At 45.9% G+C, this 21,337-nt stretch carries 19 protein-coding genes and 1 tRNA gene; 9 read left to right on the top strand and 11 right to left on the bottom strand.

Annotated elements, in window-relative coordinates; translation table 11 throughout:
* The first annotated feature begins 10 nt into the window (after nt 1-10).
* Nucleotides 11-658, top strand: coding sequence for a DUF47 domain-containing protein (locus tag MKHDV_RS05515; RefSeq protein WP_160713086.1), 648 nt, complete (start codon nt 11-13; stop codon nt 656-658).
* 12 nt (nt 659-670) lie between these two features.
* On the top strand, nt 671-2,164 hold the full coding sequence (locus MKHDV_RS05510; protein WP_160713084.1) for an inorganic phosphate transporter: 1,494 nt from the start codon (nt 671-673) through the stop codon (nt 2,162-2,164).
* Nucleotides 2,165-2,534: 370 nt separating this feature from the next.
* On the opposite strand, the gene MKHDV_RS05505 is transcribed toward MKHDV_RS05510, so the two are convergent.
* The 10 genes from MKHDV_RS05505 to MKHDV_RS05460 all read right to left on the bottom strand — a co-directional run bounded on the left by MKHDV_RS05505 (nt 2,535) and on the right by MKHDV_RS05460 (nt 13,681).
* On the bottom strand, nt 2,535-4,244 hold the full coding sequence (locus MKHDV_RS05505; protein ID WP_160713082.1) for an FAD-dependent oxidoreductase: 1,710 nt from the start codon (nt 4,242-4,244) through the stop codon (nt 2,535-2,537).
* A 580-nt stretch (nt 4,245-4,824) separates the two neighbouring features.
* Nucleotides 4,825-6,966, bottom strand: a complete 2,142-nt coding sequence (locus tag MKHDV_RS05500) for a methyl-accepting chemotaxis protein (RefSeq protein ID WP_160713080.1) — start codon at nt 6,964-6,966, stop codon at nt 4,825-4,827.
* A gap of 251 nt (nt 6,967-7,217) precedes the next feature.
* The gene (locus MKHDV_RS05495) at nt 7,218-8,228 is read right to left on the bottom strand and encodes an FAD:protein FMN transferase (protein WP_160713078.1); all 1,011 of its coding nucleotides are present in this window, start codon (nt 8,226-8,228) and stop codon (nt 7,218-7,220) included.
* A gap of 14 nt (nt 8,229-8,242) precedes the next feature.
* A complete protein-coding gene (gene rnfB, locus MKHDV_RS05490) occupies nt 8,243-9,145 on the bottom strand; it encodes an RnfABCDGE type electron transport complex subunit B (protein WP_160713076.1) in 903 nt (300 codons plus the stop codon).
* 57 nt (nt 9,146-9,202) lie between these two features.
* Nucleotides 9,203-9,778, bottom strand: a complete 576-nt coding sequence (locus MKHDV_RS05485) for an electron transport complex protein RnfA (RefSeq protein WP_160713074.1) — start codon at nt 9,776-9,778, stop codon at nt 9,203-9,205.
* 16 nt (nt 9,779-9,794) lie between these two features.
* Complete coding sequence (rsxE, locus tag MKHDV_RS05480) at nt 9,795-10,466, bottom strand: electron transport complex subunit RsxE (RefSeq protein ID WP_160713072.1); 672 nt, start codon at nt 10,464-10,466, stop codon at nt 9,795-9,797.
* A 53-nt stretch (nt 10,467-10,519) separates the two neighbouring features.
* Nucleotides 10,520-11,101 (bottom strand): RnfABCDGE type electron transport complex subunit G, encoded by a 582-nt coding sequence (rnfG, locus tag MKHDV_RS05475; protein ID WP_160713070.1) that lies wholly within the window; start codon nt 11,099-11,101, stop codon nt 10,520-10,522.
* Between the two features lie 3 nt (nt 11,102-11,104).
* On the bottom strand, nt 11,105-12,064 hold the full coding sequence (locus MKHDV_RS05470) for an RnfABCDGE type electron transport complex subunit D (RefSeq protein ID WP_160713068.1): 960 nt from the start codon (nt 12,062-12,064) through the stop codon (nt 11,105-11,107).
* Between the two features lie 9 nt (nt 12,065-12,073).
* A complete protein-coding gene (locus MKHDV_RS05465; protein WP_160713066.1) occupies nt 12,074-13,270 on the bottom strand; it encodes a 4Fe-4S dicluster domain-containing protein in 1,197 nt (398 codons plus the stop codon).
* Between the two features lie 9 nt (nt 13,271-13,279).
* The gene (locus tag MKHDV_RS05460; protein ID WP_160713064.1) at nt 13,280-13,681 is read right to left on the bottom strand and encodes a cytochrome c3 family protein; all 402 of its coding nucleotides are present in this window, start codon (nt 13,679-13,681) and stop codon (nt 13,280-13,282) included.
* A gap of 323 nt (nt 13,682-14,004) precedes the next feature.
* On the opposite strand from MKHDV_RS05460, the gene MKHDV_RS05455 reads away from it, so the two are divergent.
* On the top strand, nt 14,005-14,535 hold the full coding sequence (locus MKHDV_RS05455) for a chemotaxis protein CheW (protein ID WP_160713062.1): 531 nt from the start codon (nt 14,005-14,007) through the stop codon (nt 14,533-14,535).
* A 227-nt stretch (nt 14,536-14,762) separates the two neighbouring features.
* On the opposite strand, the gene MKHDV_RS05450 is transcribed toward MKHDV_RS05455, so the two are convergent.
* Nucleotides 14,763-15,149, bottom strand: coding sequence for a MucR family transcriptional regulator (locus MKHDV_RS05450; protein ID WP_160713060.1), 387 nt, complete (start codon nt 15,147-15,149; stop codon nt 14,763-14,765).
* A gap of 920 nt (nt 15,150-16,069) precedes the next feature.
* On the opposite strand from MKHDV_RS05450, the gene MKHDV_RS05445 reads away from it, so the two are divergent.
* From MKHDV_RS05445 to MKHDV_RS05420, 6 genes are all read left to right on the top strand, one after another.
* Entirely contained in the window at nt 16,070-17,464 is a 1,395-nt protein-coding gene (locus MKHDV_RS05445; RefSeq protein ID WP_160713058.1) for a cobyrinate a,c-diamide synthase, read from the top strand.
* Nucleotides 17,457-18,104 carry a precorrin-8X methylmutase gene (locus MKHDV_RS05440; RefSeq protein ID WP_160713056.1) on the top strand — a complete coding sequence of 216 codons (648 nt, stop codon included), beginning with the start codon at nt 17,457-17,459 and terminating at the stop codon, nt 18,102-18,104. The genes MKHDV_RS05445 and MKHDV_RS05440 overlap by 8 nt, the downstream gene beginning before the upstream one ends.
* Nucleotides 18,105-18,225: 121 nt before the next feature.
* Nucleotides 18,226-19,788 carry a DEAD/DEAH box helicase gene (locus MKHDV_RS05435; RefSeq protein ID WP_160713054.1) on the top strand — a complete coding sequence of 521 codons (1,563 nt, stop codon included), beginning with the start codon at nt 18,226-18,228 and terminating at the stop codon, nt 19,786-19,788.
* A 33-nt stretch (nt 19,789-19,821) separates the two neighbouring features.
* Nucleotides 19,822-20,283, top strand: coding sequence for a hypothetical protein (locus MKHDV_RS05430; RefSeq protein WP_160713052.1), 462 nt, complete (start codon nt 19,822-19,824; stop codon nt 20,281-20,283).
* 290 nt (nt 20,284-20,573) lie between these two features.
* A tRNA-Ala gene (locus tag MKHDV_RS05425) sits at nt 20,574-20,649 on the top strand.
* A gap of 193 nt (nt 20,650-20,842) precedes the next feature.
* Nucleotides 20,843-20,998, top strand: a complete 156-nt coding sequence (locus MKHDV_RS05420; protein WP_160713050.1) for a DUF1508 domain-containing protein — start codon at nt 20,843-20,845, stop codon at nt 20,996-20,998.
* Nucleotides 20,999-21,337: the final 339 nt, after the last annotated feature.

The raw sequence follows: 21,337 nt of genomic DNA, 5'->3' as shown, positions 1-21,337 counted from the left end.
TGGAGGACAGATGGCGCACAGCGTACTGCGAAAGCAGATTGGATTAAAGAAACGTATTGATGAGTTTTTAGATCAGGTAAGTGAAGCGTCTTTGCTTTTTAAGCAAGGCGTTGGCTTCTATATTGATGAAAAACATGACCAGTTTGAAGAAAAATTAGATCAGATTTCTACTGTTGAACATCATGGGGATGAGATGCGGCGCGCAATTGAACGTCAGCTATATCTCAAAACTCTTATTCCCGAATCACGTGGTGACGTGCTGCAACTACTAGAACAGCTTGATACACTGCTTGATTGCTGTAAAGAAGTACTCTGGCAATTCCAGATTGAATTACCGGAAGTACCACACAAGTCGCATGACGATATGCAGGAACTTGTTTTGTACTCTGTGGAATCAGTTGAAGCAATTGTGCGCTCTGCACGCGCATTCTTCCGCAGTTCAAACGTTTCTGATCACCTCCACAAGGTATCATACTGGGAAAGTGAGTCAGATAAAGTTACGACTCGTATGCTCATTAATATCTATCGACGCGAGGATCTGAGCTTATGCCATAAAAGCCAGTTGAAAGACCTTGTCCGACAAGTTGCACAAATTGCAGACAGAGCGGAAGACGTGGCTGACAGACTCACTATTTACGCTATCAAGCGAATGCTCTAAGGACGGTTCTCTATGTTGCCTGTATTCTTATCCAGCGGCCTCTTTCTAGGCTGGTCTCTGGGCGCAAACGATGCAGCAAACGTTTTTGGCGCTGCTGTTGGCTCACGTATGGTCAAGTTTCGAACTGCAGCCATCGTCAGCTCCATCTTCGTTATTTTCGGTGCTATGTACAGTGGCTCCGGCACGGCTGACACCCTTGGGAAACTGGGGGAAGTAAACGCCCTTGCCGGTGCCTTTATGGTTGCGTTTTCTGCCGCCATCACTGTGTATCTGCTCGTTAAAGCCCGTTGTCTGGTTTCCACATCACAGGCAATCGTTGGGGCTGTTGTCGGTTGGAACTTCTTCAGTGGTTCTGCAACAGACCCTGCTGTACTAAGTAAGATCATGCTCACATGGGTGGCTTGTCCTGCCCTGTCCGCTGTATTCGCTATTCTGCTATACAAATGTATAGCCGGACTCATTCAAGCTGCTCAGATACATATTTTTACGCTGGATGGAATGACCCGCTGGGGGCTTATCCTCGCCGGTGCATTCGGCTCCTACGCTCTCGGCGCGAACAACATGGCGAACGTCATGGGCGTTTTTATCCCCGTCGCGCACTTGCCGCCTCTTGAAATTTTTCCCGGATTTATCCTGACCGCTACACAACAGCTTTTTTTCCTTGGCGGCCTTGCTGTATCCGTTGGTATCTTCACATATTCGCACAGAACAATGATGCTCGTCGGTGACGGCATCATCAAGCTTACCCCTGTTGCATCCTTTGTGGTTGTTATGGCGAACTCACTCGTTCTGTTTATGCTCTCATCACAAGACCTTTCCAACCTGTCCGTATCACTCGGACTACCACCGATTCCACTTGTACCTGTTTCCAGTTCACAGGCAACCATCGGCGCAATTGTTGGCATCGGACTCTTAAAAGGTGGCAGAGGCATCCGCTGGCGCTCACTGGGGAACATTGCATTTGGTTGGATTCTTACCCCCATCATGGCGGCAACAATCTGCTTTGTATGCTTGTTTTTCTTACAGAACGTATTCCAGCAGACGACCTTTCAGCCTGTGTCCTACGAGCTCACACCAAGTGCATGGGAAAAGCTTACAGAGGTTGATGACATAACCCAGGAGACACTGGAGAGAATCGACGATCTCTGGCTCGAACGGTTCCCGAACGCATCAATGTTTCGCGATGCACTGAAATATCGCCTCGGAAAAAAATCACAGTCCATCCAGACAATTATGAGCTACGCCCGTCGTGATTCTCTCAGGCTGTCACCAAGAATCATTGAAAGACTCGACACAAGCAAACTCACAGAAGCCGAACTTGCTGTGTTGCACGGGCTGTCAGGACAGGTATTCGTTCACAGCTGGCGGCTTAAAGACATCCTCGGTGAAATGTCGCCTCTATGGCGCTATTCTGATACCGATGTCGAACACAACAAACGCCTCGACGCCAAGTTCAAGTATCTCGATTCTAAGCTGCATATTCAAGAACCTAATGATCTTAAATAGCAACAAGCGTCAGGAATGCGATTCTTAATAGTTGTCTCTGATGGGTCTTCGACGAGCCTCCGGCGGCCTAAGAACCTCTTGCAAGAGGTTCTTAGGAATCTCCAGAAACCTTTAACCGCGAGGCTAGCCCGTTTCTTTTGTAGCTCGCGGCTTATGCATCACTACCTTTCCTAAAATAAAAAAGGGCTGTCCTTCATATGAAGGACAGCCCTTTTGCTATTCAAGTCAGTGGAATTAAGCCGCGTAATTAGTAACTCAACGAGCTTTCATCGCATAATAAAGGTTTTTGGAGATTTTTAAGAACCTTTTGCAAAAGGTTCTTAAAGCCCCGCTGGCAAGCGTTGTAAAAACAACATTGCCAACAGTAAACCTAGATTTTAGCGTTCAGTTTTTTCTGAGCGCCCATACCACCAGCGCATGCTTTGACGTTTTCAAGACCAAGTTCACACGCAAGAAGCATAGCTTCGTAGGAGCGCAGACCGGTGTTGCAGATCATTACAACCTGTTTGTCTTTAGGAATTTCGTTAATACGCGCACTAATTTCTTCGTTTGGAATATTGTGCCACTCGCCTGGGTATGTTTCACACATATCTTTAGCGCCACCAGCAAGGCGGGTATCAATGAAGTAGTATTCGCCGCAATCACGATCAGCCCAACATGTGCCGAAGTCAGCAGGGTCCATGTACTTGTTCTGACCTGCGAGAACGTTGTCTGCTACGTTAGCAACAGCGTTAACGATATCCATCGCAGAGGAGAACGGTGGAGAGTAAACAACTTCGAGGTTGGCTACGTCGTCGATGGTTGCATGAGAAGAGATAAGCGGCACAACTGCGTTGATACGTGCAGTGAGTGCATCGCCGAATTCGTTCATTCCCTGCATACCGAGGATACGGCGGGTAGGACGATCAACAACAATCTGGAGAGACATGAGCGCTTTTTCAGGGAAGAAGTGAGCTCTGTCCATCTGTTCAACGTGAACGGAGATTGCATCAAAATCGTTCGCAAGAGCCTGTTCGAGAGTAAGACCTGCACCACTGCAAGACATTTCGAACAGTTTTACGCACCAGCTACCAATGCCGCCAGCCATGCTTGCGTCACCACCGGCAAGGTTAGTACCGATGATACGACCCTGACGGTTCGCCATGGAACCGAGTGGGTAGTAGCCGAGTTTGCCGGTTACGAGGTTAGGAATAGTTACGCAATCACCACCGGAGTAAATGGCAGGATCGGAGGTCTGGAAATGGTCGTTAACTTTGATTGCACCGCGTTTATCGCATTCGATGCCAGCTTCAACAGCAATCTCAGTATTAGGAGAAACACCAATAGCAAGGATAACGAGATCTGCTTCGATTTCGCGCTTGTTGGTGATAACTTTAGTAACTTTACCGTCTACGCCTTCGAAACGAACAACGGACTCTTCGAGGTAAACTTTTACTTCGTTCTTCTCGAGATCAGTCTGTGCCATTCTAGATAAAGACTTAGGCAGGAAACCAGGAAGTATCTGACTCTGAAGCTCAACAACACTGGTGTTGATGCCCCACATATCTGCAAAAGCAACTGCCATTTCAAGACCAATAAAACCAGCACCAACTACAACTGCATTGTTAACTTCGCCGTTTGCAACAGCATTTTTAATCAGTTCAGCTTCTTCGAGGTTGGTAGCAGGAGTAATGCCTTTGAGGTTAATTCCCTCAAACGGAGGCAAGTTTGGTTTAGAACCGGTTGCGATTACGAGTTCGTCGTAAGAAAGCACTTCTTTTTCACAGGTCAAAACATTTTCGATAGAAACAGTTTTGGCTTCGCGATCAATAGAAGTTGCGCGGGTGTTGATAAGAACGTCTACGTCTTTGTTTGTTTTGAAGAACGCAGCGTCACGAACGATATGGTAAGGAGTAGACTGGAGGTCTACAACGGTATTTACTTCACCGGAAACAAAGTAAGGGATGCCGCAACCACCGTATGAAATACGTGGAGCCTGATCAATCATGGTTACTTTCGCGTCTGGACAAAGACGTTTGTAACGACAGGCAGCTTTTGGACCAAGGGCAACAGCACCAATAACAATTACGTGCTTAGACATAAGACATCCTCCGCAAAAGATGTGTAAGTCGGCGGCAGGCTCGCTCTTACATTGAACTGTCTGTCGCACAATTTACTGTAATAATAAAAAGAAACAAGTCAGTTAATACGTGCGCGTGATACAACTAAACACCATGTAGCAGCAGGTTAGTAAAAAGCTAATTAGTAACCGCCGGTGCAGTAAATCTATTCTATGCCTCAATAATAACGAGGCGCAGGTGCATGTCTGTACGTACTCACATTTACGGTTAAAACCAACCATACGAGCACATACGACCAAGCTGTATCGCGTGAGGGTAGGACTAGCATGTTTGGCTATTTTTGCAAGTAGTGATTGCACCACCCAGCTATATACTACCAACAAAGTAGGACATTTATCGATCGCATGGATAGTTCCATGCTTACGAGAATACCACTTTGTCGGTTCCAACTCTTACATCATCCATTTTCAGCTTTCATTGATGCACATCAAGAGTTGTAAGCACGATTCCGGCACCCGTCAAAAACAAAACAAACGGGACCATCTGAATACCTTCAGACAATCCCGTTTGAGATATAGTGAGATTACACCCTACGGGCTACTATTTTTGCATTTCCCGTACGATTGAAGCTAATTCATCTGTCAATGCAGAAAGTTCCACAAGAGCGCTGGAAGCCTGCCCCATGGATTCATTAGTCTCACCACTGATGCGGTTCACTTCTTCAGTACCGCGATTAATTTGTTCAGAAGTAGCAGCCTGCTCTTCCGATGCTGTTGCGATAGCCCGAACCTGATCCGCTGTGGATTCAGCGATTGTCACAATATTTGTGAGAGAAGTTCCAGACTGCTGCGCCTGTTCTGTACTGCTTTTCACCACAACAGCAACTTCTTCCATACTTTTGATATTATGACGTGTTCCTGCCTGAATTGAAGCGATGGATTTGCCGACTTCGTGTGTGGCTGTCATGGTTTTTTCTGCCAGCTTGCGCACTTCATCAGCAACAACGGCGAACCCGCGTCCTGCATCTCCTGCGCGCGCTGCTTCAATGGCAGCGTTCAGAGCTAGCAAGTTGGTTTGGTCTGCAATATCTGAAATAACATCCATGACCTGACCAATGCCTTCAGCCTGAATCCCCAAATCATCGAGACCTGATTTCATATCCACAACCTGACGATTGATCTCAGTGATGGAGCCCACAACATGGTTCACTATTGTGGCGCCCTCAGCTGCCCGCCCTTTTGCTGCATCCGCGTTACCAGCGGCTTCGGAGGCGTTTTTAGCAACTTCAAGAACCGTAGCGTTCATTTCTTCCATGGCTGTAGCAGTTTCAGTCATACGGTCACGTTGAACTTCTGCGCCCTGACTGGACTGATTTACCAACGCAAACAATTGTTCAGAAGCTGAAGAAACACGCTCAACAATATGTTGAATTCGTGAAGCAGCTTCTGCAATACCGCGCTGAGTCGCTTGCTCACCTTCCAGCTTAGCCTGTTCACTTTCGCGAACTGCCTGCTCTGCAATGCGTGCCTTATCTCTTGCTTCACGCGACTGTGCGTCTGCATCTGCAAGGGCATCCACGGCCTGTGTGCACATGCTCTTCAAGGCACTATGCATATCGAGTAATTCACCAGAAAAGTTACTTTCATCTGGAATCGTCGACAGATCTTGAAATGAAGATTTCGCCACATCATTTGCAGCTTTAGACATAAGAATCATAGGATTTGCAACGCGGGAAGCAACAAACCACATTGTGATAAGCCCGAGAAAAATTAATCCGATTGCTGTCAGAACAAGGGTTGTTACTTCTTCTGTGGCTTTGTCGGCAATGTAGCTTTCCGGCAAGGTCACCATAACACTCCACGGAGTCGGCGATTTACCAATCTGGATAGGTTTTACAATCTGGTATCTATGTAAATTTTTGTTGAATAAAACACGTGCTTCGCCATTTTGCACCAACCGACCAAGCTCAGGCAATTCTGGATAGATATTGTTAATCTTGCGTCCAATGGATTCTGGTTGGCCTGAATGAGCAACAATCGCCCCATGATTGGCAATAACGACCACTTCACCGGTATCATCAAACATGTGTTGTTGTTCAGCTGCTTCTTCAAGAAATCCTAAATTAATATCGATTCCTGCGATGCCAACAAATTTTTCTTTCACCAAAATAGGACTTACCAGTGAAGTAATGAATTCGTCTTTTCCCTGTACGCTATAGAAATAAGGGTCCGTCACAGCTTCCTGTCTAGTCCGCTTAGGAAGCTGGTAGTAATCGGACGTATCATAATCCACTAGTGGTTCAACAATATATGTACCGCCTGCTCCACGCGACCAATACGGAAGATACCTGCCTGTGCTGTCGTGACCTTCATCATTCGCATAGATGCTGTCGCGTCCATCAAAGGCATCCGTATCCCACAAGGTAAAAGAAGCCAGGGCGGCAGGGTTTGCACCCAAAATGTTCTGCAGCATCGTATCAACCGCTTCTCTGCTCAGATACATGGATTCTCTCATGCCGCCCAGAGAAACAGCTACAGTACGGGCTATAGTAATTGCCTGATTCATCTGATCCTGAGTCTTACTGGAATAGGCAGTCGCTAAAGCTTCCGCATTTACAAGCGCGTCCTTTGAAGATGTGTTCCACAATGTAACACCGGATACAGTAATTAATGCAGCCATAACAATAAACAGAGTAACACCTGCGAATGATGTTATTCGTACTTTAATTGAATCTAATCTCATTATATCTTCCCCCTAAAATTTCACAGAATTTAATCGGCAGAAGAATTAGAAACTATAGTGCTACTGTAAAATATAATAAGTAAATGCTAAAAATTATTGTTTGATTGTTAAACGTTTCTATTTTCAATGTAATACATGTACAACTTAATGTTACTATCGCGCCATATTTCCTACATAAAATTTACTACATATAAAAAAATGCCAGTCTGCATTGCAGACTGGCATTTTTACGTTTCTTACTAGTACAACAACTAGCCGAACTGAGGCGTACTCATTTTCATACCGTCTTTCGTCACAAAAAGGGCTTCGCGTCCATTAAGAGACTCAATGAACTGAAGACCGCGACGGGACTGCATAATAAATGCTGCTGTTGCAAGGGCGTCCGCTTCCATTACGCTTGGAGCCATAACAGAGACAGAAGCCACATTGTTCGGGCTCATGCCGGACTGAGGACTTACCAGATGGTGGTACATGTGGTTCTTGTCGTAGAACACTTCGTAGCCACCAGAAGTAGCAAGCGCGCCTGTCGTCATTTGAATAACCGCAGGGTAGTTGCCTTTCTTTTCCGGGTCCTGCACAGCAATAACCCAAGGCTTGCTGCCAGCTTTTTCACCCATTGTTCGAATATCGCCACCAGCGTTGATCATGTGATTCTTAGCACCATATGCAGCAAGAACTGCGGATGCTTTATCCACGATGTAGCCTTTTGCGATACCATCCAGAGTAACGCCCATTCCTTCGCGGTTAAGGCGAATAGAATCACGTTTCTGGATAAGGGAATCAGCATCTACGAGAGACAGTGCTTCTTCGAACTCAGCTTTTGAAAGTACCATTTCGCCATTAAGGTTGGCTTTCTCGTTGTAGAGATCAACAACTGGCTTGATAGTAACATCAAATGCTTTATCAGAAAGCCTGCTGATTAACCGTGCGCTGCGCACAACTTCTGCAAGTTCCTGTGGAATGCCGGAAACACGACCGTCTCTGTTTAACACAGAAATAGGAGAGTCACTCTGGTAACGGCTGAGAAGCGCCTCAAGGCGTGTCATCTCTTCAAAACTGCGACCGATTGCTTCCTGTCCAAGCTGTTTGGAAGGATGCAGCGCAGTAATAGTTACCACAGTACCCATCATAAAACGGGTTTCCTGCACTTTGTATTCGTCACCCACACGTGCGGCTGATGCTACTGCTGGCATGCCGGTTACGGCGGCACCAAGACCGAGCATACCGCAGGCCTGCAGGAACTGTCGACGAGAAGTAGTCATAGTCTTCGCTCCTATTAGGCGTTTGCCTGTGGTTTTTCTGCTTCTGCAGCCTTGGCAACTTCAGCTGCTTTTTTAGCAACTGCAGCTTCCTGCGCTTTGGCGGTAATGCCAACAGGACACATGAGACGCAGAATGTCACGCGGGCACACATCAACACATATTTCTTCACAATCAGGACCGTAGGCAAGACAAGCTGCCTGATCGATTCTAATCTGACCGTTAACGTGGGAAATAACCTTTGCAGGGCACTTCTTCACGCACTTCATGCAGTTGATACAACCGGCTTCACACACATCCATAACAGCTTTCATTTTGTCCTGGGTAGAACAGAAAACCTGAACGCGTGCGCGACGCGGAATCATTTCGAGAACCTGATTCGGACAAACGTTGATACATGCGCCACAAGCGACACACTTATCAGGATCAATCACAACCAGATCGTTCTCAATGTACATGGCATCAAACGGACATGCTGTTACACAGTCGCCGTAGCCAAGACAGGAGTATTTACAAGCGTCAGAGCCATCTTGCAGCAAACTGGCTGCGGTACAAGACAGAACACCCTGATACCCGAATTTCTTTTGTACTTTGCCTTCATCCTTCACACAACGGCGGAAGGAGATTTCCGGATCATCGCCACCGGCAGATTTGCCGGAGAGTTCTGAAACTGCGACGCAAACGTCTGCACCACCAGCACAACAAAGGCCGGCAGATACATCTGGGTCAGTAATTACGGCGATGGCGTAGGCTTCACAGCCTGCATAACCACAACCACCGCAGTTAGCACCCGGAAGCGCTTCGCAGATTGCCTCTACTCTTGGATCTTCTTCTACATAGAAGACACGGGATGCTGCAGACAGCACAACCGCGCAGAAAAAGCCCAGAGCTAGCAATGAAAGGACAGATGTCAAAACCATAATGCTATCCTTGTTGGTTTATCCCGCAAGGGGAGTCACATGCATAGAACCCTGCGCCTAAGAGATCATGCCCTTAAAGGCCATGAAGGACAGAGACATGATACCAGCCATCACCAGTGCAGCAGGAACGCCCTGCATGGACTTTGGCAGATGGGTAACTTCCAGTCGTTCGCGAATGGCGGCAAGTAAAACGAGAGCGAGTAAAAAACCTAAGCCGGAAGCGAATGAGTAGAAGATAGAAAGGCCGAGGTCGAATTCTTTACGCTGAACGAGAATTGCCACACCAAGCACCGCGCAGTTTGTTGTAATGAGCGGAAGAAAAATACCGAGCGCGTTGTAAAGCGGCGGAACAGATTTCTTCAGGAACATCTCAACAAGCTGTACAAGTGATGCGATGACGAGAATAAACATAATGGTCTGCAAGTACCCGAGATCAAGCGGCAGGAGCACGTACTCCTGAATAAGCCATGTAAGCGGGGTCGCAATAACCATAACAAAGATAACCGCACCACCCATACCGAGAGAGACACCCTTTTCCTTGGAGCAACCAAGGTACGGGCACTGTCCCAGATACTGAGCAAGAACGATGTTGTTAACAAAGATCGCGGAGATAAAAATCAGGAAATAATCCATACTATACTACCTCCAGTTACTTGTGGCCTGCACAGGCACGACAAGCGGCGCAACCTGTAGACGGGTTTTCCGGTGCTGGTTCACCGCGGCGTTTTGCCTGAACAATGCTCAGGTAGTTCATGCCTGCGAGAATAAGACCAAGCGCAACAAATGCACCCGGAGCAGCAATCATAAAACCAACAGGTTCGAAGGAACCACCGAGAATCTCTATACCGAACACGGAGCCGGTACCGAATAATTCTCGAACTGCACCAAGGAAAGTAAGTGACAGAGTAAAACCGATACCCATGCCAAGGCCATCTGCAACAGCCATGTGCACAGGGTTTTTACCTGCAAATGCTTCCGCCCTGCCTAAGATAAGGCAGTTAACAACAATAAGTGGTACGAAAATACCAAGCTGCTGATATAAAGGATAAGCGTATGCCTGCATCAGCAATTCCACAGCTACAACAAGAGATGCAGCAATGGTAATATAACAAGCAATACGTACTTTTTTAGGAATAACTTTACGGATCAATGAGACAAGGAAACTGGACAAGGTAATAACAAATACTACCGCCATGCCCATGCCTAAACCGTTTTCCGCCGTTGTGGTGACCGCAAGAGTCGGACACAAACCTAACAGGAGTCGAAACGGTGGCAATTCTGCCCATAGGCCCTTGGAAAACTCTTTCCATACGGTGGCCATGCTTTTCTCCTCACAGCGCGTATTACCGCGCGTTCACGTTCTTCTTCCAGTGCCTATTTAAAGGCTTGAAGAATCTCTTCTTTCAATACGCTGTATATTTTACCAGCATCTTGAACAGCTACCACAGCACCCTCGGAGGAAATTGTTGCCCCGGAAAGGGCATCAATCACGCCACCTTGAGACTTCAACTTGGCTTCGGCTTCAGAAAGCCCCGGGAAGATGTTGAGAAATTCGGGTTCGGCAATACGTGAACCAATACCCGGAGTCTCTTTCATTGTGGTAATACCGATACCGACAAGCTTATTGTTTTCAAGGTCGAACCCGACCATAACACCAATATTGTCGCCGTAACCGCCGCCAAAGCCTTCAATAGCAACAGCTTTAAGCTGTCCATCTACTTTAAGCGGAAATACGTTTACAAGCTTGCTGGTAAGAGGATTAGTGAATTTTTTGCGTTCCTTCACAGGATCGTTCGTGTAGTCAGGCAAGATCTGCTTCAGGGACGGTCCCTGTACAAATGTAAGCAACTGCAACTCAATGGTCGGTGCGGTCATCTGCTTAAGAGAAGATAACGCAAAGCCTGAAATACCAGCGATGCAGGTCAACACAACGATCATCTTTAAGATTTCACGCATAGCTTACCTCGCTCCAAATGGTTTAGGCTTAATCATATCACAAAGCGGAGTGATCATGTTTGCGAGTAAAACTGCAAACAAAACACCGTCAGCGTACTGACCGTACGTGCGAATGAGTATGATAAGGAAACCGGCCATGAGTCCGAACACGATTTTACCACCACGAGTATTCGGTGTGGAAGTAAAGTCAGTCAGCAAAAAGAAGATTGCGAGCATGGTAGAGCCGGTAAACAAATGGAACAGCGGGTTCGCGTACAATTCCGGATCGATTGCATAGTAGATTCCGCCTACAACCAGCACAGCTGCGATGGTTGCAACAGGAATTTCCCATGTAATGACACGGCGGGCGAGCAAGATAAGTCCGCCAAGCAGTAACGCACCAACCTGCACAGCACCAAGGGCACCGAGCTGATCGCCAATAAAGTAGTTATACATTGATGCATCCACAATGGAATCAATGCCGAAGTACTTAAGCTGGGAAAGCGGGTTTACCAGAGTAGTATTCAGCATGGTAGCATCAACATTCATATATACCGGCCATGATACGGTACAGAACGCCCAGCCAACTGCGATAGCACTAATAGGTGCGCCGCCGAAGTTACCCCAGAGCATTTTACCAAGAATCATTGTTGCGGCAGAACCTGAAACAACCAGCCACCATTCGGCGCCGGCAGGCAGGATAAACGCAAAAAGTAAACCGGTTACGACTGCGTGAAAATCGTCTACACGCACTTCCTTTTCCATGATCCTGGAGCATAACGCTTCAACAATAACTGCCGTAGCAATGGACAGCGCCATAACGCGCATAGCGTCCATGCCATACCAGTATACCGCGCCGATTACGGCCGGAAGCAAAGCTAACAGGATGGTACTCATCATTCCCTTGATGGAAGCACCGCAATGCAAATGCGGAGCGGAGGCAACCGTCAGGAATGGAGCGGTGGGCAAAGATTTTTTCGCCATAGTATCCCCCTACTCTTCAACCTGCAGAGCACAAGCCGTAACCTGTGATTCTTCAAGGGCTATTTTGTGTTTTCCAAGACGGATGAACTGGAGCATCGGACGACGAGCCGGACAGTAGTAAGTACACAATCCACATTCCATACATGCGCCAATGTTTTCCTGACGGCAGAAATCAAGCTCGTTGAATTCAACATATCGGGAAATCATATTCGGCTGAATGCGTGACGGGCAATGCTCTATGCATGCGCCACAACTAAAACAGGCATGGTCGGAAATCGGTTCAGTACTACCTGCAGGCATTACAAACAGTGCGTTGGTATTTTTACCAATGCCTTTGTTCAAATCACCTGTGGCTTCACCGCGCATTGGGCCGCCCACAATAACTGTGTCGCCGTCTGCTACTTCGATAGAAGCTTCTTTCAGCAACGCACCTACAGGGGTACCAATTGGTGCAACGATGTTTTTACCTTCTACACAAACAACAGTGTGTGTAAGAGGCATGCCGCTTTCTGCGACTGCACCCAGATTATAGAGCGCATGCAGGTCAACAACATTTACGCCCTTCATGCTTTCTTTGCCGGTAATGTTGGCAACAAGCAGTTCATCAAGGCTGTTAGGATACTGAGGGTTGATAAAGGCGATGTCTGAACCATCAAATGTTGCAGTAGAAGCGGTAGGCAAAGCTACAACGGTTCTAGCAGCAGGGGAAAGGCGCTTGAGCATATCAAGGCCGGCATTGATGGTACTTTTTGCGTGTACAAGCATGCTTTCTGCGTAAGAGATACCCGGTTCAGGGTTCAACGCATTAACAATAAGCAAATCACAGCGTTTGATGAGCGGACGAACGTCCACGCCCAAACCTTTAAGCGCAGCCTGTAGCTCAGCGTCTTCCAAAGAAGCAAGAGCAACAGGTTCCACACCCGTAGGTTTAGGATCTTCACCTTCCGCCGGAGCAGCAAGTTCTTGTGCTTTGATGGTGATGTGAGTGTCTGTAACTTCAGTTACAATACCGGTAATGCCAGAATGCATATCACCGCTTTTAGCGTTCTCGTGGTCTGCCACAAGAAGCCCCGGGTATACTTCTGCTTTTTTCTTTACCGATTTTTTACCATGTCCGTTAAGGGGAATGCGCACTTCGAAAGGAACTGTACCAGTCTCAAATGCTCCTGTGTCCCCATGAGTCAGAATGAAAATATTCTTATTCATAAGACATCCCTATTTGAAATGACACTGGTTACACTGATCTTTTTCGTAAGGACCAGAACCGTTTTCTTCGTGACAACCCATACAAGACTGATGATAAGCATCCATCAAGTTAGGTACATCCGGATCATCGGAAACTTTAGAATGGCAGTCGGCACATGATGTAGGCTCAGCGTCGTCCGGTAGATTGCCATCATCATCAACTTCGTCTGAAAGCTCATGATGGCACTCCACACAGCCTGCACCGTACTCATCTACGTGTTTGGCATGGTCAAAAATAACCATCCCTGCGCTGTTATCTAACAGCACACGCATAGGTACGGCCGCAGTTTCTGCGGGACGCAAAAAGCCGTAGCATGTAACGGCAATAAGAATCGCAGTAAAAATTGCGATTGGAAAGTATCTCGTTGGCAAGGCACACCTTCCTGATACTGGTGTTAAACCCGACCGGCCGAGTAAGGGAAAGAGATAGTCTGTTGGCGCCTTTTATCTAGAACATTTTTCCATTTTTGAAAAGGCTCAGAGAGCCCTGCATTCAGGAAAAATAACGGTATGTTATGACTATCAAAGTTCTTTTGTTTGATTTCTCAATCAAATCAGTATGTAACCTTTACAAAAAGAATTTTGTTAAAAAATTCATTGTCGTTTCATAATGTTATCAGAAAAAGCTACTAGTTTTCAAAGCACCAAAACTACGATACAACACCCACACTTCAAAGAAATACACGGTGCAAAATATGCTTACCCAGACCAGCCCACAGGCGTTTAAAAAAATATTTACTTTTTCTGCCGGCTCCGAAACGTTCGGACTTCCGCTGCACCTTCTGCACGAAGTCATTTATCCCGAACACATCACCAGAGTACCCAAAGCACCTGCCTTTATGGCAGGTATCTTGACCTATGGCTCTGAAACAATTTCCGTACTGGACATAAGCAAAAAGCTTTGCCTTGCAGCGCCGTCCATCCGCGTTCATCATCCGGCAATCATCATCAATACTATTATTGAAGACGAAACAATGCAACTAGCTTTACTTGTTGAGAGATTCGGAAAAATTGTTCAGTACAAAAGTTCTGAGACAATCAAGCGAAAAAATATTCCATTCAGTACTTGCTCAGCTAAAAACAATCAGTTGGGACAAAATTCGGCAGCATACACACAGTCTCGGGAAGCTATTCGAAAATTTGTGAGTGAAGAACTCTACCGAGCAGGTGTGCGCATACGTCTTTTAAACGAGTCCACACTTTTTTCTGTGGCAGAACTCACATAAAACCGGTTTCATATATAGGGAGATCCGTAGACTCTCCTTCATATCCCCTAGAAATCACTGTGTCGGCACGCCCAAGCACTTTAAAAGTACTGTAACAATACTTTTTTCAATTTTATAGCTTCTTCAATACGACTCTCACAGCTAGACAATACTAACTGTATTCTTTCTCAATAACTTTGCGTAAAAAAAGGGTCAAATGACCCTTTTTTTACACTCTCAGATTCTGTCTATGTCCTGCGTTCCCACAGTCTCATGTCTTTCATCTTCTTTCGACGCTCTCGCTGGAGTGACTTGCAAACCAACGGAGTGTTTTTCTTATATCCACAACGTGCACGGTACTCTTCTGGTGTAAGTTCGTGTGTTGCAAGATGTTTTTTTGTTATTATTTTAAAGGACTTTCCACATTCAACACATGTAATTGATTTTTCCTTAATCGCCTTTTTAGGATCAATCATCTTACTTGTAGAATCATCATCAACGGAGCAGCTTGCACTAATTTCCTTAATTCCCCCAGCAAGCTTACGAACCATTGTTGTGATTTCTTCTTCTGTCATTGTCCGTACACTAGCTTGTGCTTTGACAATCTCCAGAGCTTCCTTCAAATAACTTTCCATGTAAAACTACCCCTCCTATCCATTAAATGAACAAGTATTATACCCAGAAAATGAAAAAATATTTAAAATAGTATCGCCGAAGCACGATTTACATATTCAAATGTCGACTTGAGAGAACTACTAAATCGCACATAAGCACTATTAAACTCATGTTAAATGCACCGAAGATATACTACAGAACTGCATATGCACACAATAGAATTTTTTGCAGTTTTTTTTATAATACTATCACAGACAAATTACACTTTTCTATCATCATAAATGCAACATTACTGTACATTGTACAGTTGAAGCAACAGTAAGCATAATGGTGACATCTATAAACATGTTAACTTTTCAATTTTCTATGCATTTTTATATTCATTAGTAATGGAAAATGTTTTTTTGAGTTAAAATTCCTCTTCTGCATGACCACACATTTTTTCTATTACAAAAAAAGCATAACAACCTTCATTCTAGCATTGTTACTTTTTATAAAGACATGTTCATTGTTCTGCCAAACCAGTAGAAAAAGAAAAAAAAGATATCGAAATCACTCACTATTCATGGAGCCGAATCCCCAACTCATATGTTTGTATATATTTTCACTTAGCATTGTCTGTAGCTATAACAACAGACAACACAATCTTTCGATGTAAGTTCTCTGGAATGTTATACAAACGTAACTATATATAGCACAATGAACTATTTTTTCGTCTTCATACACAATTTGTTAGCGATTCAAGTTTCTTGCTTTTCATCACACTAAACAGAGTTTACATCTCAAATCATTTACAAAGATGTCCTCGCACATCGTTAAACAGCTTCTATCTTGTTTAGATTTTCTATAGACTCTATGTCTTAAGAAGTGCGTTTCTGCGTACCTGTCAAAAATCATCTACACCCTAATATGCTGCAACATTTTCAGGAGAATTGTGCATATGACAAAAACCATCGTAATTGGCGGTACACAAAGCGGCAGTGGTAAAACACTCATCAGCCTTGCTGTTATGGCAGCTCTTACACGCCGGGGACTCAATGTTCAGCCGTTTAAATGCGGGCCAGACTTTATTGACCCCGGACTGCATGCTGTTGTCACAGGCAATGCAAGCATTAACCTTGATGGATGGATGCTTTCAAAGAAAGCCTGTATCGCCGCCTACGAAAACGCCATGTCTCCTGCAAAAAAGACATCGCCCGACATTGCAGTTATCGAAGGAGTCATGGGGCTCTTCGACGGAGCCAGCGGCAGCGAGGACGCAGGCTCAACTGCACAGATTGCTAAATGGCTCAACGCGCAGGTACTGCTGGTTATTGACGGCCGTTCCATGGCTCGATCCTTTGCTGCCATTGCCCATGGCTTTACAACTCTCGATCCCGAGCTTACCTTCATAGGATGCATTGCTAACAGGGTGAGCAGTCCGAACCACACATCACTTGTCCGCGAAGCTATGAAGACATACTGTCCGGACATTCTGCTTGCCGGTTGTATGCCGCGTAATGATGCCATTACCCTTCCTTCGCGCCATCTCGGACTGATCACGGCGGAAGAAGGTGTTCTCAACGCAGAGCGCATTACAGCGCTTGCTGACTGGGCAGAAGAAAACATTGATTTTGATCAGATGCTTTCTCAACTGCCGGAACATAAATTTTCAACTCCCCCAAAAAAGCATAGCAAGTCGGCATCGCGGAAAAAGGTGCGCATTGCGGTGGCCAAAGATGCGGCCTTCTGCTTTTGCTATCCGGATAATTTACGCATTCTTGAAGAAAACGGTGCTGAAATTGTCCACTTTTCACCGCTTGCAGATACAGCTCTGCCAAAAAAAATTGATGGATTATACTTGCCGGGGGGCTATCCTGAATTATATGCAGAGCGGTTGGGACTCAACGCCTCTATGCGTTCTTCCATCCGCACATTCTCTAAATCCGGAAACCCTGTGTACGCCGAATGCGGCGGCTTTATGTACCTTGCACAACAAATTACAACCGAAGCAGCCACATACCCCATGTGTGACGTATTCAACATACATTGCACTATGGACAAACGACACAGAGCGCTTGGCTACAGAGAAATAACAACAACTGCTGACTCCATTTTAGGTAACAAAGGCACTACAGCGCGCGGTCACGAGTTTCACTACTCATTTACAGAAGAAAGCACTGCACACGCCTCACTCTACAAAGTGACTGATAGAAAAGGCTCAGAAACATCAACCTCCGGCTATGCCACACAAAACACAGTCGGCTCATATGTACATTTACACTTTGCTTCGCAACCGTCCGTTGCAAAAGCCATTGTAGAAGCTTGCTTACGAACAAGGGATCTCCATGACTAAGACTCCGTTGCAACCATATTTTTCGCCAGACAACATTGAGCAACGCTCTTTTGAAATTATCGACAGCGAAGTGCCGGAACCGCGTCCTTTTGCCGGTGACACATGGACTATCGCCCGTCGCCTTATCCACACCACTGCGGATTTTGATTTGCTGAACCATATTATAATCCACCCTGAAGCTATTGCTGCGGGTGTGAACGCAATCAAAAACGGCTGTACAATTTTTACGGATACAGAAATGGCGCGCTCTGGTATTCCTGTTCGACGCACAACGCCGTTCGGCTGCACAACACAGTGCCTGCTCAACCGTCCTGACGTTGTAGAAAAAGCACAGGAAACCGGCTCTACCCGTGCACAGGCTGCAATGGATGCAGCAGCTCCGGAAATCGGCGATTCTATCATGGTTATCGGCAATGCACCGACAGCTTTAATCCGGCTTATGCAGCACTTAGAAAACGGCGGAACACCTCCTGCACTCATAGTAGGAATGCCTGTCGGCTTCGTTAATGCCGCTGAATCCAAAGAAATACTTCTTGCACAATCTACTGTTCCTTATATAACCATTCGCGGACGAAAGGGTGGTTCGCCACTTGCAGCCGCAACAGTGAATGCTTTGGCGATCCTTGCCGCAACCACATAGATCACTATTCTTTATTAACTAACTTTTCAGCAAGTTGCAGTAATCCACTACAGTTGCTATAGTGTTCTGTGGTACTTTGACTTTTGCTAATTACAGTCTTTATTGACTGACAGGATGTACAATGACAGACGACCCTCGCAACAGCGCTTCAGAAGATGCCCCAGCAAAACAAAAGAAATTCGTAGACCCTGCGGATAGAATTGCCGCGGAGATTTCCGGCATCACTGAACCGGAAGATGCGCTGCCACCAATCACACTGGAAGATCTTCCTGAAAGAGTCCGCGAAGCCTGCGCTCGTGCAGGATGGAATAAGCTTATGCCTGTTCAGGCACATGCTATGCCGTACCAGCTTGCTCGCAGAGATATTATGATTCAGTCCCGCACTGGTAGCGGTAAAACTGGTGCATATATCCTTCCTGCGTTGGATCGAGTAGACACCTCCAAAAAACATGCGCAGATGCTCGTACTTGTTCCTACCCGCGAACTCGCTTTGCAGGTTGAATACGAAGCAGCCACCCTTTTTGAAGGCACCGGAATCACTTCCTGCGCAGTATACGGCGGCGTCGGATACGGAAAACAGGTAGATAAGCTCAACAGTGGCGCCCATGTTATCATCGGCACACCAGGTCGCGTACTTGACCACCTTATCCGCCGCACATTGGATCTTTCAAAAGCGCGTATTCTTGTATTTGACGAAGCAGACAGAATGCTTTCCATCGGGTTCTACCCGGACATGGTTCAAATCAAAGGATACCTGCCCCGTAGCCGTTCTACATTCCTTCTTTCCGCAACCTATCCTCCGCGCGTTATCCAGCTCGCAGGGGAGTTCATGCACAAACCTTCCATGCTGAGTCTTTCACACCAGCAGGTACACGTTATTGATACGCCACACGTATTCTACAACGCAAAACCAATGGATAAAGACCGTGTGCTTGTTCGCGTAATGGAAGTAGAAAACCCATCTTCCGCCATTATCTTCTGTAACACAAAAGCCAACGTGCATTACGTAGCAGCAGTCCTCAAAGGCTTCGGCTATGATGCAGACGAACTTTCTGCCGACCTTTCTCAGTCCAAACGAGAACAGGTTCTTACAAAACTGCGTGAAGGCCGTGTTCGCTTCCTCGTAGCAACAGACGTTGCAGCACGCGGTATCGACATCCCGGATCTTTCCCACGTAATTTTATATGAACCACCGGAAGATCGTGAATCATACATTCACCGTGCAGGCCGTACAGGCCGTGCTGGTGCCAGCGGCGAAGTAATATCTCTTGTAGATATTATGCAGAAGCTGGAGTTGAAGCGCATCGGTGCCCATTACAAAATTTCTCTTCAGGAACGCGAAACACCTACAGACGAAGACGTTGCTAAGGTTGCAGGTCTACGTCTGACAGCAATGCTGGAAGGTAGTCTCCGCGATAAAACCAACCTTGAAAAAGAACGTATGAAACGGTTTATTCCGCTTCTTAAAGAGCTTGCTCAAGATGACGAACAGCTTCTTCTGGCCGCACAGCTCCTCGACGATCTGTACCAGCAAACCCTGCACACTCCTCCACCAGCTCCAGAAGCTGCCAAGGAAAAAAAGCAGGATAGCAATGGTCAAAAAGAACAGCGCAATACTCAGGGGCAGCAGCGACGCCATACTCGTCCACGCCGCAGAAAACCTACACAGAACAGCGCCGACTAATTATTCATTACTTCTTACAGGATGGTGCAATTAGTGCTGAAGACTTACTCTGAATCAGATTTATTTGAAAATTTTGACGCACTGCTTGATACATACGATGTAAGCAACGAACTCACGGTATTTGAGATGGGAAAATTTCATTTTCTTCGTAAAAAGAAAGCAAAACACGAACTTACTGCACTGTTTTATGCATTGTGGAAGCTTGCGTTAAAACAATCTTTTCCCGATGAATATGAAAACCATTTTGCAAATTACTGCAACGTTAAAAAGCTGGAAATGGATGCTGCTGGAAATGCGACGATGATGTACCGTAGCGTTGAAGTGTACAACACTTTGCTTGCGGAACATGGAACGACGAACTTTTCAAACGTAGCGGATTTTTTAACAGATCAACTTGTTAATGAATCTGACCGTAAAGAGCACATCACACTAAAGTTGGCGCTTTCTATCCGCTCAACATACAACCTTATTTTCCAAAAGCTTATTGCAAATTAACGTCCTCATTGTCGTGAATGTTGAACAGAAGATCCCAAAAAAGGCGGCCTCGCAACAGGTCGCCTTTTCTTGGGAGGTTATCCCCATAGGTGATAAAACGTCTTTAGTTACAAAGCATATCGGCATGCTGAAACTTGCCTTTACTTTTTTCTGCTATTTTTTTGACACACTACCGTTTTTCACTATCGACGGTCTTTTTTGCTGATTATTCCGCCTATTTTTTTGATTTTTTTCATTTTAATATTGACAAAAACACTCGCAGTCCGATAAACACCGACTTCACACAATGTGGGGCTATAGCTCAGCTGGGAGAGCGCTTGACTGGCAGTCAAGAGGTCAACGGTTCAATCCCGTTTAGCTCCACCACATTGATCTTCGAAAGCTTACAGAGAAATCTGTAAGCTTTTTTTTTATGCTTTTCACACTGCGTCTATATCCTTTCTACAACGTCCCTCAAGCTCTACACACCCTCACATTTCCCTAAAACTCCACGCATATAATATCGTCCCGAAGTATATCCCGTATAACAATGGGAAGCTTGACTTCAGGAGAAAACTGCATGGATGAAAAGTGGGACTTCTACAAAGATTACGCAAAAGAATGGCGTTGGCGCAGAAAAACAGCCAGCGGCAAAACTATTGGTGCCTCTCCACAAGGGTACAAAAGCAAACAAGAATGTTTGGATAATGCAAAGCAGCACGGCTTTACTAGTTAACCACCCATATCTCTAACCAAAAAAATATGGCTTCGCCACATCCTTCGCAATCTCCGTATTCATCAAAAAACAAAGCCAATTCTTTGCTACTCAGAGCTACTCAACTCGTGCGCATTTTTTTAACTATTTCTCCACGCCCATAACGGCTAGCACATCACTTGAGTACGTAACAAAACACTGCATCTTGCACAGATTCTTAACCTAGATCATTGCAACAGATTCTCGAATTCCCCACCATGTAAGTTCGCTGTAGCCGTCATACTGCCGGTGGTGCGCCATACATGCGGTTTACTCCGCAGAACATCTCGTCAGCATACGACAGCCCGAACACTCTTAGCC

This window comes from Halodesulfovibrio sp. MK-HDV (assembly GCF_009914765.1).
Taxonomy (GTDB): Bacteria; Desulfobacterota; Desulfovibrionia; order Desulfovibrionales; family Desulfovibrionaceae; genus Halodesulfovibrio.
Note: the sequence above shows the minus strand (reverse complement) of the source record. Positions and strands in the feature narration are given on the sequence as shown.

Excerpts from the sequence above, each read along its gene's own strand:
- MKHDV_RS05465 (WP_160713066.1), bottom strand. The coding sequence starts at position 13,270 with ATGAATAAGAATATTTTCATTCTGACTCATGGGGACACAGGAGCATTT.
- MKHDV_RS05440 (WP_160713056.1), top strand. The coding sequence starts at position 17,457 with ATGACTAAGACTCCGTTGCAACCATATTTTTCGCCAGACAACATTGAG.
- MKHDV_RS05505 (WP_160713082.1), bottom strand. The coding sequence starts at position 4,244 with ATGTCTAAGCACGTAATTGTTATTGGTGCTGTTGCCCTTGGTCCAAAA.
- MKHDV_RS05420 (WP_160713050.1), top strand. The coding sequence starts at position 20,843 with ATGGATGAAAAGTGGGACTTCTACAAAGATTACGCAAAAGAATGGCGT.
- MKHDV_RS05515 (WP_160713086.1), top strand. The coding sequence starts at position 11 with ATGGCGCACAGCGTACTGCGAAAGCAGATTGGATTAAAGAAACGTATT.
- rsxE (WP_160713072.1), bottom strand. The coding sequence starts at position 10,466 with ATGGCCACCGTATGGAAAGAGTTTTCCAAGGGCCTATGGGCAGAATTG.
- MKHDV_RS05470 (WP_160713068.1), bottom strand. The coding sequence starts at position 12,064 with ATGGCGAAAAAATCTTTGCCCACCGCTCCATTCCTGACGGTTGCCTCC.
- MKHDV_RS05455 (WP_160713062.1), top strand. The coding sequence starts at position 14,005 with ATGCTTACCCAGACCAGCCCACAGGCGTTTAAAAAAATATTTACTTTT.
- MKHDV_RS05510 (WP_160713084.1), top strand. The coding sequence starts at position 671 with ATGTTGCCTGTATTCTTATCCAGCGGCCTCTTTCTAGGCTGGTCTCTG.
- MKHDV_RS05435 (WP_160713054.1), top strand. The coding sequence starts at position 18,226 with ATGACAGACGACCCTCGCAACAGCGCTTCAGAAGATGCCCCAGCAAAA.
- MKHDV_RS05500 (WP_160713080.1), bottom strand. The coding sequence starts at position 6,966 with ATGAGATTAGATTCAATTAAAGTACGAATAACATCATTCGCAGGTGTT.
- rnfG (WP_160713070.1), bottom strand. The coding sequence starts at position 11,101 with ATGCGTGAAATCTTAAAGATGATCGTTGTGTTGACCTGCATCGCTGGT.
- MKHDV_RS05450 (WP_160713060.1), bottom strand. The coding sequence starts at position 15,149 with ATGGAAAGTTATTTGAAGGAAGCTCTGGAGATTGTCAAAGCACAAGCT.
- MKHDV_RS05445 (WP_160713058.1), top strand. The coding sequence starts at position 16,070 with ATGACAAAAACCATCGTAATTGGCGGTACACAAAGCGGCAGTGGTAAA.
- rnfB (WP_160713076.1), bottom strand. The coding sequence starts at position 9,145 with ATGGTTTTGACATCTGTCCTTTCATTGCTAGCTCTGGGCTTTTTCTGC.
- MKHDV_RS05485 (WP_160713074.1), bottom strand. The coding sequence starts at position 9,778 with ATGGATTATTTCCTGATTTTTATCTCCGCGATCTTTGTTAACAACATC.
- MKHDV_RS05495 (WP_160713078.1), bottom strand. The coding sequence starts at position 8,228 with ATGACTACTTCTCGTCGACAGTTCCTGCAGGCCTGCGGTATGCTCGGT.